Raw genomic sequence first — 11,685 nt, forward strand, 5'->3', positions numbered from 1 at the left:
AAACATCAATGATACCGTGTGTGAGGCCGGTTTCAGGGGCATATCCCCGCTGGGATCAGGGCATGGGTTGGGCAGACGGTTTCACAGATGGGGGCGGGCCCGGGTTTCTGTGTTTGGCTGTGACACATATTCAAGAATATGCCGCCTCATTCTGTTTACAATAGCGCTCGCATGAAAAAAACTGTCAAGATCTTCTCTGCCCTGTTGGGCCTTTTGGTGGTCGCCGCCTGTGTGATAGCGGGTGGTGCCTGGTATTGGGCCAAGAAACAGCCCGTGACGATGAGTGCCGAACGCATCGACTATGTGGTGCCTGCAGGCTCCGGCCCCCGCGCGATTGCACGCAGCATGCAGCAGGCCGGGATTGATATTCAGGAAGATGCGTTTGTCTGGATGGCACGACTCTCCGGTCTGGATACCTCCTTGCAAGCGGGTGCCTACGAAGCTGTGCGTGGTGATACGCCCTGGATGGTGATGGAGCGCATGTCCAGCGGCAATATGCTGCAAACCCGCCTGACGATTCCCGAAGGGTGGACCTATCAACGGATACGCGAAACGCTGGCGAGCAATCCGCAGGTCCGGCAGACCTTGGCGGATGTCAGTGATGCCGATTTGTTGAAGCGTTTTGGCGTGGAAGCGGTCCATCCTGAAGGCCTGTTCTATCCCGATACCTATGTGTTTGTGCCAGGTACGGCGGACGTGGACATCCTGCGTCGCGGTTTTCAGGCCCAGCAGGAGCTGCTGGAGCAGCTTTGGGCGGACCGGGACGCGGATTTGCCCTTGAAGACCCCGTATGAAGCCTTGATCATGGCTTCTATCGTGGAGCGCGAGACGGGCCACAGCCAGGACCGGGCACGCGTGGCCGGGGTGTTCATGAACCGTTTGCGCGTAGGCATGCCATTGCAGACAGACCCGACTGTTATTTATGGCATGGGTTCGGCCTATGACGGCCGTATTCGCAAGCGGGATCTGACGACGGATACGCCCTGGAACACCTATACGCGCAATGGCCTGCCTCCCACGCCGATTGCCAGTCCCGGCAAGGCCTCCTTGATGGCGACCCTGCATCCGGAAAAGCACAATTTCTATTATTTTGTGTCGCGTGGAGATGGGACCAGCGAGTTCTCGACGAATCTGGCCGCACATAATCGGGCCGTCGCAAAATATATTCTGAAGCGTTAAACACAACACAGGCCCCTTTCGGGGCCTGAATGCTTCTTGGGGAATGTCGGGTAGTGTCCGGAGGGTTAAAACCCTAGCCAGGTGACAAGGGATCAGAGCGTCAGACCGTGCCGTTGCGTAAACCCGGTCCACACATCACGGACCTTGCTGGCCAGTTCTTCCAGGCCCGCGTCATTGCGAATCAGATAGTCCTGGGGGGCGCGTTCCACACCCCACTCGGAAGAGTGCTGGCTGATCACCGGATTGCCGGGACGTTCGATATGCCAGATTTCCCCGCCGTGCTCACGGATAAAATTGGCCTCGTTTTCGTAGCGAATGTCTTTAATCAGCAGGCAGCGGGCCTGGCTCATATCAGGAAGCTGGTGGCTGGGCGGGAACAGGGGCAGGCTTTGACGACGTTGCTCGTAATCTGGGTATTCAGCCAGAACCTGATTGCGCAGGTGCTCGGCCGCCTGACGCGGGCTCAAGCCCCAAAAGGCATCCACTTGATCAGCCTGTTTGTCATCCAGGTGTTCAGGCGACATGCCGTAAATCGCCGCCAGGGCCAGTGCCCAGACCGAGTAGTCCTGACTGTTTTTGGCCAGGGGGGCGCCTGGCCCGAATTCCAGTACATGCTGGGCGCGGCGTAGCCAGTGATCGGGATCGCGCTGGCGCATCCAGTCCGTTCCCAGTAGCTGGAAACACTGACGGGGGGAGCGCTGCCACAGGGCAATTGGCACCTCTTTCAGGCTGTCGTCTGTCCAGGCCTGGGCCGGGCTCAAGCCAAACAGCACTTCACAACCCATTTTCACGGGGTCGGCCAGGGCATAGGCGGCCAATAAGGGGTTGTGTGCCAGTAGCAAACTGGCGACGGTGTCTTTGCCTGAACGCGCTTTGGCGGCCAGCCCGATCAATAAGCTCACTTCATCATCCTTGGTAGTGGAGCAGGCATTTTACCGGTTCATATTACAATGTGCGCTGAGCTGTTCAAGCGGGGACGATGGCCTTGTCTTTCCTGCGTGAATCAGGCCTTTTGATGTGCAACCTTGAGGCAATACGGTGTCTGATAGTTTGACTTTTCTACCCTGGCAGATCGAGACCGCCCAAAGCTGGTTGGGCAATCGGGAGCGTTTTGCCCATGCCTGGCTGATCCACGGTCTGCCGGGCATCGGCAAGACACAATTCGCCCGTGCGGCTGCCGCCAGTTTATTGTGCGACCAGCCGGTGCAGGGTCTGGCTTGTGGCCAATGTCAGGCCTGTCAGTGGGTGCGGGGCGGGAATCATCCCGATTTGCGCCTGCTGCGCCCGGATGCTGTTGCTCTTGAAGAGCAGGGGCCAGATACCCAGGAAGGCGATCTGTCCAAGGATTCAGCCGCCCGTAAAAATCCTTCCCGTGAAATCCGGGTGGAGCAATTGCGTCAGTTGCAGCATTGGTTCAATACTGCCACCCATAGAGGGGGCTGGCGCGTTGCGGTGCTGTATCCGGCTCAAGCCCTGAATCTGGTATCCGCCAATGCCTTGCTGAAGGTGCTGGAAGAGCCCGCAGATCGTACGGTCTTTTTGCTGGTTGCCGATGCACCAGATCGGCTGCTGCCCACACTGGTGTCGCGTTGCCGCCGTTTGCCTTTACCCGCACCCGATGCCCAGCAATCGGTGCAATGGCTGGAGCAACAAGGGGTGGATCAGGCCTCGGACTGGCTGGCTGCCTGGGGCGGGGCACCGCTAAAAGCGTTGAGTGCCAGCCAGGACATGAATGCTCCGTGTCCCGATTGGCTCAGTGCCTGGATGGATGGGGTGCTGAAAGCGGGTCGAGAGGCGGACCTGTCCTTGGCCGATACGCTGGAAAAACTGCCTGCCCAAGAGTGGATCGACCATTGGCAGCGTTTGTTTGTCGATATTCAGCTGGGTGGCTTTGCCCAACCAGCGCGTTACTATCCTTCCCTGCAAAAACGCATTGATGCCTTGGCAGCCCAATCCAACACCACAGCGGTGACGGAAGCCCTGAAGTGGCTGGTCCAGCAAAAGAGGCTGGGCAATCATCCGCTCAATGCTAAATTGTTTATTCATCATGCCCTGGACCGTTTGCACCAGGCATGTCGTCGTGTTTAAAAAAGTACCCTCTAATCATGTTTGTTGATTCGCATTGCCATCTTAATTTCCCCGAGCTTGCTGAAAATCTGGACGACATCCTGGACAGGATGCGCCAGAACCAGGTGGGCTGTGCGCTGGTGGTCAGCGTGGATATGGACGACTGGCCCGGTTTGATGGACCTGGTGCGTCCTCACGGCCATCTGTTTGCCTCGGTGGGTGTGCATCCGGATTACGAGAAAGTCACCGAGCCGACGGTCGAGGAACTGCTCAAGCATGCTCAAGACCCTAAAGTTGTGGCGATTGGGGAGACCGGTCTGGACTATTACCGCTTGCAAGAGCCTCTGGATTGGCAGCGTGCGCGTTTCCGTACCCATATCCGTGCCAGCCGTGAATCGGGCCTGCCCTTGATTATCCACACCCGCTCGGCCAGTGAAGACACGATTGCCATCATGCGCGAAGAGCAGGCGCAGATTGCCGGGGGCGTGATGCACTGTTTCACGGAAACCTGGGAAGTGGCACAAGCGGCGTTGGATCTGAATTTTTATATTTCTTTTTCCGGGATTGTGACCTTCAAGAACGCGATTCAGCTGCAAGAGGTGGCACAGCGAGTGCCGCTGGATCGCTTGCTGATCGAAACAGACTCGCCGTTTTTGGCTCCTGTACCGTATCGTGGCAAAACCAATAATCCTTCCCTGGTCATTCATGTGGCCGAGAAGATTGCGGAGCTTCGTGGGATCTCAGTTAAGGAAGTAGAAGAGGCCAGCACGGAGAATTTCTTCAGATTATTCAGTAAGGTACAGCTTTAAGTTAATTTCATTTAGAGGTTTTTGTGAAGCTGTAGAGTCCGTCTTAGTTCGGATTCAGTACCTTGTAAAAAAGCAATTTAAAGTTAATTTATTGCTTTAAGATTTCTATCTAATTGTTTGATTTTAGACATAAAAATAGAAATTTACGTAATTTTTTTCGTCTTTTGGTTCAGGTGAAAACTGGCTTTAAAAGGCTAATTTGTATTAATAATCAAGAGTTTATTGATTGTTCTTGAAGTTGTTTATAGCTAAATGTTGCCGTCTTGATTACGGAAGAGCAACGCTTGAAGCAGCAGCCATTTGTACTTTCATAACCTGATAAAGTACTTTATGAAAAGGATTTAATAACATGATTTTTAAAAGAAAAATACCTAATAAAACCATCCTTTCCATGATGCTTCCACTGGCCTTGCTCTTGTCAGCCCCCGTGTCGGCGCAGGAACAGGAGCTGGAAAGCCGGAACTGGTATTTGGCGCTGGAAAATGATCGTTCCAATATCATCGAGCAGGAGTTCATCAAAGGGGCGAACCCCAATGCGGTGGACTCCAAGGGCAATCCCTCTTTGATGCTGGCGATCCGCAACAAGTCCTGGAAAGTGGTGGACACCTTGCTGGCCAATCGCCAAACCAATGTGAATATCGAGAACGAGACCCGCGAGACCCCCATGATGTATCTGGCGCTGATGGGGGAAACCGCTCGTTTGCGTGATCTGCAAGCGCGAGGTGGCCAAGTGAATCGGGTGGGCTGGTCGCCTTTGCACTATGCCGCCTCCAAAGGGCACGAGGAGACGGTACGCTATCTGCTGTCTCAGAAAGCGATTGTGAATGCGCCTGCACCTGATGGGACCAGTCCCTTGATGATGGCTGCCTTGTCGGGCAAACGGGCTGTAGTCGATGTGTTATTGGCAGCGGGTGCGGATCCGAGTATGCAAAATGCCCAAGGTTTGAGTCCGGCAGACTGGGCTCGTTCGGCGAATCATGAACAATTGGCCAGCTACCTGGATCAGGCCGTCGCACGCAAAGCAGCCTCTGCGCCTGCTGCAGCGGGGACTTATTCAGGGGGAGCGGTACAGACATACGGCGTACCAGAGCGGGTCGAACAGCCCGATCTGAATCGGGTGCAAACGGTGACGGTAGAACCAGAACCCGCTCCTGCAGCGGATAGCTCAAGCTCCAAGCCCGCTTCGTCGGGCAGTACCAGTCGTTATTTTGACCTGGACCGTTTCGACAAGCCTGTACAGCCTTGATCCGTGACAGGATGGAAAAAGGAGCCTTGAAGGCTCCTTTTTTGTTGCTGCGGTCCTGAGGGTGTGTAGTGATACGGGCTTCCTACGACATAACCCCACTTATCGGCTCAGGTTGTAGCAGCCCTATAGGCAAAGTCCTATAAGCTTTTTGAGCTGTTGCTGCTTAATTAGCTTTTTCTTGCGCCTTGGCCATATGCGAAGCATGCACAAAGGTCTGGAAGCCCTGGAGGTAGCTGCTCAGCATTTTTTGAATATTCTCATCTTGCAGCTTGCCTTCCGCATCAAAGGAGTTCTGCGCGCGAGACACCAGCAAAGAGCCGCCGCTGTACAGGGACACACCCAGCATTTTCAGCGTAGGCAACCAGGCTGCTTGGGAGGAAATCGTGCCAAAGCCACCCATGGAGGCACCGATCAGCCCCGTAATGCGGCCCGAGAAGATGGCTTTCATGTCCGTGCGGGATAACCAGTCGATCCCGTTTTTAAACACACCAGGGACGCCGTTGTTGTATTCCGGGGTGACCAGCAGCAGGGCGTCGGCGTTCAGGATCTTTTCCTTCAAGCTCAGCACGGCTTCTGGAATGCCGTCCTTGCTCTCGATATCGCCGTCATACAAGGGAATCCCATGCAGGGTAGCCACATCAATGGCCATGCCTTGGGGGGCCAGGGCTTGAGCGGCATGTGCCAGAGCGGTGTTGAAGGAGTTTTGACGCAGGCTGCCCGACAGGGCCAGAACGCGGCAAGGGCCGGACAGGTTCAGCACGCCTGTTGTTTGACGCAGGGCTTCACTTAACTGGTCAATGATCTGGATCCACTCTGGAGAGTCCTGCAGTCGTTTTTCCCGAATGAACTCGGCCTGCGACGCGTTCCAGAAGGGAGCGTCGGCCAGCAGGACGTCATTGGGCAAAGGGCGGTGTTTTTCCAGAAAGCTGGCAATCGCCTCGGGGGTGTTGGGCAGACCCAGTTGAGCAAACAGGTCGTGAAAGCGGAACAAGTTATCAGACATGATGGTATGGGAGCTTGAAAGAGGGGGGAATCGGACGCTAAGGACAGGCTCGGTTCCGGCTTGCCAGGGCTCAAGATTCCGGGCTTTACCTAGCGTACAAAAAATACTGTGTTTATTAACAGGCAGCCCGAAACGCGCTGCCTGTGTGCTTTATATGAGCCGAACGTTTAATTGGCGGGCAGGTAGTCAGGACGCAGAATACCGCGCAGTTCCGAATAAGGCAGCAGCAACTCGGGTTGACCGAACGAATAGGGGGCGACCTCGTAAGGGTTGTATTTCACCAATAGACCCTGATCGGTCAGAGCCACATTCTGGGCAGGCTGGAAGGGCCACATTCTGTCCCAGCCTGCGCGGTCTTCCCGCGCTTCACTCAGGCTGGAAACCCAGTTGTTATGGGCTTGGCGAACCAGCTCCTGAAACGGCCGAATTTTGCCGGGAGCAATAATGCGATCCAGAGGCAGGGCGGTCTTGAGGCGATTGTCCCAGTTGATGAACTGGGTGGCGGTAATGCCATGGGCGGCACCGGTCATGTAAATGCCCGAGCTCAGTTCTACAACGGTCAGATCCCGGTTGCGGTACCGCGTACGGGCAGACAAATGCACTTCGTCGCGATTATTGGCGGTAGCCCAATAGTAGTTCTCGAATTCCTTCAGGCCACGGTAGCCAGGATGGCGATCTGTGATGACCGTCATATGTGCCAGGCTTTCATCAACCAAGCGGGTCAGTTCGGAATTGCCGGGGAAAATCAGGGACTTCACCTCCAGGCGAGGGCATTCACCGGTACAGCCCGGTTTGACGTGCTTGTAGTCCAGAGGCTGCGTGAACACACCATCTTTTTCAGTCTGATCCTGGGTTTGCGTCGGAATCAGGGAAATATTGCTGGGCGTGCTGGAACACGCAGACAGAGCCATGGCTGTCAGGCCAATAAGCAGCAGCTGATAGGGGCGCTGTAAGGTCATGGGATCGTAGTCCTATCGGATAGTTTTGGAATCTTGGCCAAAGAGGATTTGACGGGCCTTGTCGTCATGCGCAGGCGAGCCAGGATTGATCTGTTCGACCAGGGCATAGGCGCGCCGGGTCGCCGGGCGCTCGCCAATACGCTGGAACCAGCGCTTCAAATGCGGGAAATCGTCCAGGTTCTGGCTTTGGCGCTGATGGGAGACAATCCAGGGGTAGCTGGCCATATCGGCAATGGAGTAGTCCCCGGCAATAAAGTCGCGCTGTTCCAGGTGCTTGTTCAGCACACCGTAGAGGCGGCCTGTCTCACGCACATAGCGATCGATGGCGTACTCGATTTTTACGGGCGCATAGACGTTGAAGTGGTGATTCTGACCCGCCATGGGGCCCAACCCCCCCATTTGCCAGTACAGCCACTGCAAGGTTTCGGTGCGGACTCGCAAGTCGGCAGACAGGAACTGGCCGGTTTTTTCTGCCAGGTATTGCAGAATGGCACCGGACTCGAACAGGGAGATAGGCTCGCCGCCGTCTTGCGGGGCCTGATCGACAATGGCGGGAATGCGGTTATTGGGGGCGATGCGCAGGAACTCGGGTTTGAATTGATCGCCCTGGCCAATATTGATGGGGTGGATGGTGTAAGGCAGACCGGACTCTTCCAGAAACATCGTGATTTTATGTCCGTTGGGAGTGGTCCAGTAATACAGGTCGATCATGTGTTCTCCTGGCTAAGTGAAGACGCTGGCCTGTCTGCAGCAAGCTACCCAGATGACGTATCCGGCGGCGCTGGGCTACTATTGTTCGCCTGAATACGGTTTATAGGAAGTCAAAGACTGTCATGAGCAAAATCTATCATAATCCGCGCTGCAGTACTTCACGTAATGCCCTGGCCATGATGCGTGAAAAAGGTCTGGAACCCGAGATCATCGAATACCTGAAAACGCCTTTGTCGCGCAGTGAACTCAAAGCGCTGATTGCGGACACGGGCTTGACCGTACGTGAGGCCATGCGCAGCAAAGAAGCCATCTACAGCGAGCTGAATCTGGGCAATCCTGATCTGAGCGACGAGGACTTGCTGGCTGCCATCGAGACCAACCCCATTTTGTTGAACCGTCCTATCGTGGTGACAGAAAAAGGGACGCGTCTGGCGCGTCCCCTGGAAGTGGTTCAGGAAATCCTGTAATCAGACTTCCTGTGTAGCGAGAGGCTCGCTATTACTGGGCAATGGCTTCCAATGCGATGCGGATGGTGACTTCATCACCCACGTAAGGCACGTTGGCAGCCATGCCAAACTCGCTGCGCTTGATCTCGATCTTGCCATCCGCGCCCAGAGCGGGTTTGTTCATCATGGGATGCTTGGGCATGGTCAGGAAGGACTCGATGGTCATGGTCACGGGCTTGGTAACACCCTTGATGGTCAGATCGCCCTTGGCGGACACAGGCTTGTCACCGTCGAACTGAATGTCCTTGGACACAAAAGTCGCTTCGGGGAACTGCTCTGTGTTGAAGTGATCCTTGCCCTGGATGTGTTCGTTGAACAGCGGAAAGCCGGTGCTGACCGAACGGGTGTCAACTTTCATGTCGATGCTGCCGGTCTTGGCTTCCTGGTCCAGGGTCACGGTGCCCTGGGCCTTGTCAAAGCGCTGGCTTTGCGTGCTCAGGCCCAAGTGCTTGTAGCTGAAGTGCACAAAGGTGTGGCTGGGTTCAACCTGATAGGTCACCGGCGCTGCCTGAGCGGCAAAAGCAAACAGAAAACTGGCGGACAGGGCAATCACTGGCTTGATCATGAGGGTGTAATCCTTGTAATGCAGGTAGGGAGAGGGGGCGCTGATGCGTGTGCTTACTTCGCATCAATCTTGAAGTTGACGGTGATCTCGTTGGCCACGATGTCGTAAGTGGACCAGGAGCCTTCACCGATAGAAAAATCGCCACGCTTGATTTCAAAGGCACCGCTAAAGGTCGCTTTGTCGCCTTCGGGAGCCATGGTCGCCATGACAGTCACTGGCTGTTCACGGCCTTTGATCTGCAGCGTGCCTTGCACTTCATATTGCTGGGCGCTGACGGCACGGAAACTCTTGGAGCTGAAAACGGCCTGCGGATGTGCGTCAATGTCGAACCAACGTACGTCCTGCAATTCGTCATCGGCTTCTTCCGAGCCGGTATCAACGCTATCCAGTGCCACTTTCAACACCACCTTGGACTGATCCAGGGCTTCGGGGTTGAAGTTCAGCTCGCCTTCAAATTTGCGGAATTGACCATCCAGCTTCACGCCCATTTGGGAATATTGAAAGCCGATTTCGCTATTTTGGGTGTCCAGGGTTTGGTAGTTCTTGGCGTTGGCCGCCAGGCTGGCGCTCAGGCCCAGAGAGCCGATCAACAGGGACACGAAGACAGATTTTTTCATGATTTGGCTTTGCCTAAAGTAAAGGTGATGCGGCGTAGCAAGCCGTCACGGTCGATGAACTGATGCTTCAAGGCCGCCAGAATGTGCAGGCTGACCATGGTAATCAGGGCGTAATTCAAAAAGATGTGGACTTGGACCAGCAGCTCGCCCAAAGGTTTATCTTTGGAAACCAGATCGGGCAGGGGGATCACGCCAAACCACACCGTCTGGAAACCTTTGGCCGAACTCATCAACCAGCCCGTCAGGGGGATGCCAATCATCAGCAGGTACAAAGCGGCATGACCACAGTGGGCCAGAGTCCGGCTGAAAGACGACATGCCGGCGGGCAGAGCAGGGGGGCGGTTCAACAAACGCCAGAGCAGGCGCAGGATCACCAGTACCAGCAGGGAAATACCGGCCCATTTGTGCCAGGAATAAACTTGCAGTTTCAGCGGGGACAGGGGCAAGGTTTTCATGGTGTAGCCCACGGTCACCAAGGCGGTCAGGGCCAGGGCCATCAGCCAATGCAAGATGCGTGCTACGAGGGTGTAGCGTGGAGTGGCAACTGGAACGGGGGTGATGCTCATTGATAATGCCTTTCATTTACGAAGCCAAGAAACTTTAACCTGTTTGTAAGCATCGTAAAAGACCAGATTTTGCAATGCAGTAATGCAATATTGAGGGGTATGGGACTTTTAGCGTGCCAGCCCACTATTTTCTTGTCTTCTTGTGACAAGGCTTTTAGTGCGCCATGGGGGCGGGCTAAACTCGTTCTTTCAGCACGCAAGCAAGGGAAGTATTTATGTGGAAAACAGCGTTGGTCGTCGTGGTTGCCGGTATGTTGGCAGGGTGCCAGGACTCTAAAAAGGCCAATGAGGACAATTTCAGCAGTGCGATCCAAAGCTACCTGGATTCCCGAGATGGTTTGTGTGTAGGCGTGCCCGGACGTGTGTATCCCTATCAGGCTGAGCATGATTCGCCCTTGATCGTTGAAGATCGGGCGCGTCTGGCTGCCTTGGCCAAGGTGGGTTTACTGCGTCAGGTAGGAAAAGAAGATGCGCCGCGCTACGAGCTGGATGCCAATGCGGACACGTATTTGCGTCGCTCCAGCTCCGAGCAGTCCCAAGGCGAGCATGATGCATTTTGTACAGGCCGCCTGGTTCTGGACCGCATCAGCTACTTTACAGAACCGGCCAGCGCGGGCGGGTTTACGGTCAGTCAGGTGAGCTATGTCTATCATCTGGCCGATGCGGCGGGCTGGATCAAGGATAGTGCGGTTCAGGATACTTACGAGGATCTGCGTGCGTTGACGGCCCAGGAAGTAGAGGGGCAGGCAAGAATGATTCTGACCAATAAGGGCTGGGTCCATCAGAATCTTTATCGTTAAGTGATGCCACACGGCTGCATGAAAAAGGTGGGGCAGTACGGTGTGGTTCGGTCTTGCGCAAGAGAGCAATCATATGGCTGTGCCTCAAAACAAACACGATTTATTAGTGGCCATTTGCAGCAATTATCAAAAGTTGGCTGCAGATCTGGCTACTGTTCCTGTTACGCGTGCTCGTGAAAAAGACCTGGAAGGTCATGCCAAGGGGACGCAAATGAGTGTGGCTGATCTGGTCGCTTATTTGATCGGATGGAACGAACTGGTTTTGAAGTGGAGCCAGGGCAAGGCCAAAGGTTTGCCGGTAGATTTCCCGGAAACCGGTTTTAAATGGAACGAGCTCGGGCGTCTGGCACAGAAGTTCTATGCCGACTTTGCCAATGTGTCGTACTCGGACTTATTAAATCGCCTGGAGGAGGCGCAAGCTCGTATTGTTGCCTTGGTCGAGCAAAGTACAGATGATGCTCTGTATGGAGCGCCTTGGTACAAGAAGTATTCTCAAGGACGCATGATTCAGTTCAATACGGCCTCACCTTATGCGAATGCTCGGATCCGACTGCGGAAATGGAAGAAAATACATTCCATTGTCTGATAAGACGAAGTTGCATCAATCCACTGTAAAGTTCTATTATAAAAATGCAATTAACGGAAAAGACAAAGATA

The 11,685-nt window shown here is 54.7% G+C and carries 14 protein-coding genes; 7 read left to right on the forward strand and 7 right to left on the reverse strand.

Annotated features, from left to right (window positions below; all coding sequences use genetic code 11):
* The first annotated feature begins 171 nt into the window (after window positions 1-171).
* Entirely contained in the window at window positions 172-1,179 is a 1,008-nt protein-coding gene (gene mltG, locus Q9R35_RS04185) for an endolytic transglycosylase MltG (RefSeq protein WP_042480726.1), read from the forward strand.
* 92 nt (window positions 1,180-1,271) lie between these two features.
* On the opposite strand, the gene Q9R35_RS04190 is transcribed toward mltG, so the two are convergent.
* A complete protein-coding gene (locus Q9R35_RS04190) occupies window positions 1,272-2,081 on the reverse strand; it encodes a deoxynucleotide monophosphate kinase (RefSeq protein ID WP_311219379.1) in 810 nt (269 codons plus the stop codon).
* Between the two features lie 136 nt (window positions 2,082-2,217).
* Here Q9R35_RS04190 and holB point away from each other — a divergent pair, with 136 nt between their 5' ends.
* From holB to Q9R35_RS04205, 3 genes are all read left to right on the forward strand, one after another.
* Window positions 2,218-3,267 carry a DNA polymerase III subunit delta' gene (holB, locus tag Q9R35_RS04195; protein WP_172400348.1) on the forward strand — a complete coding sequence of 350 codons (1,050 nt, stop codon included), beginning with the start codon at window positions 2,218-2,220 and terminating at the stop codon, window positions 3,265-3,267.
* A 17-nt stretch (window positions 3,268-3,284) separates the two neighbouring features.
* Window positions 3,285-4,055, forward strand: a complete 771-nt coding sequence (locus Q9R35_RS04200; protein WP_311219380.1) for a TatD family hydrolase — start codon at window positions 3,285-3,287, stop codon at window positions 4,053-4,055.
* A gap of 391 nt (window positions 4,056-4,446) precedes the next feature.
* On the forward strand, window positions 4,447-5,301 hold the full coding sequence (locus tag Q9R35_RS04205) for an ankyrin repeat domain-containing protein (protein WP_042480719.1): 855 nt from the start codon (window positions 4,447-4,449) through the stop codon (window positions 5,299-5,301).
* Window positions 5,302-5,464: 163 nt separating this feature from the next.
* Here the strand turns inward: Q9R35_RS04205 and Q9R35_RS04210 are convergent, their stop codons facing one another.
* The 3 genes from Q9R35_RS04210 to Q9R35_RS04220 form a co-directional block, all read right to left on the reverse strand.
* The gene (locus Q9R35_RS04210; RefSeq protein WP_081251421.1) at window positions 5,465-6,304 is read right to left on the reverse strand and encodes a DUF2789 family protein; all 840 of its coding nucleotides are present in this window, start codon (window positions 6,302-6,304) and stop codon (window positions 5,465-5,467) included.
* 167 nt (window positions 6,305-6,471) lie between these two features.
* Complete coding sequence (locus Q9R35_RS04215) at window positions 6,472-7,263, reverse strand: RsiV family protein (protein WP_042480716.1); 792 nt, start codon at window positions 7,261-7,263, stop codon at window positions 6,472-6,474.
* A 12-nt stretch (window positions 7,264-7,275) separates the two neighbouring features.
* Window positions 7,276-7,974: a glutathione binding-like protein gene (locus Q9R35_RS04220; RefSeq protein WP_042480713.1), complete on the reverse strand. Its 699-nt coding sequence runs from the start codon at window positions 7,972-7,974 to the stop codon at window positions 7,276-7,278.
* A gap of 122 nt (window positions 7,975-8,096) precedes the next feature.
* Here Q9R35_RS04220 and arsC point away from each other — a divergent pair, with 122 nt between their 5' ends.
* Window positions 8,097-8,441, forward strand: coding sequence for an arsenate reductase (glutaredoxin) (gene arsC / locus Q9R35_RS04225; protein ID WP_042480710.1), 345 nt, complete (start codon window positions 8,097-8,099; stop codon window positions 8,439-8,441).
* Between the two features lie 31 nt (window positions 8,442-8,472).
* Here arsC and Q9R35_RS04230 read toward each other — a convergent pair whose 3' ends face one another.
* From Q9R35_RS04230 to Q9R35_RS04240, 3 genes are read right to left on the reverse strand one after another with little or no spacing between them, the layout of a single operon-like run.
* The gene (locus Q9R35_RS04230; RefSeq protein WP_042480708.1) at window positions 8,473-9,045 is read right to left on the reverse strand and encodes a YceI family protein; all 573 of its coding nucleotides are present in this window, start codon (window positions 9,043-9,045) and stop codon (window positions 8,473-8,475) included.
* 53 nt (window positions 9,046-9,098) lie between these two features.
* Complete coding sequence (locus Q9R35_RS04235) at window positions 9,099-9,662, reverse strand: YceI family protein (protein ID WP_042480704.1); 564 nt, start codon at window positions 9,660-9,662, stop codon at window positions 9,099-9,101.
* Window positions 9,659-10,228 carry a cytochrome b gene (locus tag Q9R35_RS04240; protein WP_042480703.1) on the reverse strand — a complete coding sequence of 190 codons (570 nt, stop codon included), beginning with the start codon at window positions 10,226-10,228 and terminating at the stop codon, window positions 9,659-9,661. Before Q9R35_RS04240 ends, Q9R35_RS04235 begins: the two co-directional genes overlap by 4 nt.
* A gap of 215 nt (window positions 10,229-10,443) precedes the next feature.
* Between Q9R35_RS04240 and Q9R35_RS04245 the strand changes: the two genes are divergently transcribed.
* A complete protein-coding gene (locus tag Q9R35_RS04245) occupies window positions 10,444-11,028 on the forward strand; it encodes a hypothetical protein (protein ID WP_042480700.1) in 585 nt (194 codons plus the stop codon).
* Window positions 11,029-11,101: 73 nt separating this feature from the next.
* On the forward strand, window positions 11,102-11,614 hold the full coding sequence (locus Q9R35_RS04250; protein ID WP_042480697.1) for a ClbS/DfsB family four-helix bundle protein: 513 nt from the start codon (window positions 11,102-11,104) through the stop codon (window positions 11,612-11,614).
* The last annotated feature ends 71 nt before the right edge of the window (window positions 11,615-11,685 follow it).

Source organism: Alcaligenes sp. AB3 (genome assembly GCF_031844565.1).
GTDB classification, from domain to species: domain Bacteria; phylum Pseudomonadota; class Gammaproteobacteria; order Burkholderiales; family Burkholderiaceae_B; genus Alcaligenes; species Alcaligenes faecalis.

What these genes read in the sequence shown, in the direction of transcription:
- mltG (WP_042480726.1), top strand. Translation starts at nt 172, where the DNA reads ATGAAAAAAACTGTCAAGATCTTCTCTGCCCTGTTGGGCCTTTTGGTG.
- Q9R35_RS04200 (WP_311219380.1), top strand. Translation starts at nt 3,285, where the DNA reads ATGTTTGTTGATTCGCATTGCCATCTTAATTTCCCCGAGCTTGCTGAA.
- Q9R35_RS04205 (WP_042480719.1), top strand. Translation starts at nt 4,447, where the DNA reads ATGATGCTTCCACTGGCCTTGCTCTTGTCAGCCCCCGTGTCGGCGCAG.
- Q9R35_RS04210 (WP_081251421.1), bottom strand. Translation starts at nt 6,304, where the DNA reads ATGTCTGATAACTTGTTCCGCTTTCACGACCTGTTTGCTCAACTGGGT.
- Q9R35_RS04215 (WP_042480716.1), bottom strand. Translation starts at nt 7,263, where the DNA reads ATGACCTTACAGCGCCCCTATCAGCTGCTGCTTATTGGCCTGACAGCC.
- Q9R35_RS04220 (WP_042480713.1), bottom strand. Translation starts at nt 7,974, where the DNA reads ATGATCGACCTGTATTACTGGACCACTCCCAACGGACATAAAATCACG.
- arsC (WP_042480710.1), top strand. Translation starts at nt 8,097, where the DNA reads ATGAGCAAAATCTATCATAATCCGCGCTGCAGTACTTCACGTAATGCC.
- Q9R35_RS04230 (WP_042480708.1), bottom strand. Translation starts at nt 9,045, where the DNA reads ATGATCAAGCCAGTGATTGCCCTGTCCGCCAGTTTTCTGTTTGCTTTT.
- Q9R35_RS04235 (WP_042480704.1), bottom strand. Translation starts at nt 9,662, where the DNA reads ATGAAAAAATCTGTCTTCGTGTCCCTGTTGATCGGCTCTCTGGGCCTG.
- Q9R35_RS04240 (WP_042480703.1), bottom strand. Translation starts at nt 10,228, where the DNA reads ATGAGCATCACCCCCGTTCCAGTTGCCACTCCACGCTACACCCTCGTA.
- Q9R35_RS04245 (WP_042480700.1), top strand. Translation starts at nt 10,444, where the DNA reads ATGTGGAAAACAGCGTTGGTCGTCGTGGTTGCCGGTATGTTGGCAGGG.
- Q9R35_RS04250 (WP_042480697.1), top strand. Translation starts at nt 11,102, where the DNA reads ATGGCTGTGCCTCAAAACAAACACGATTTATTAGTGGCCATTTGCAGC.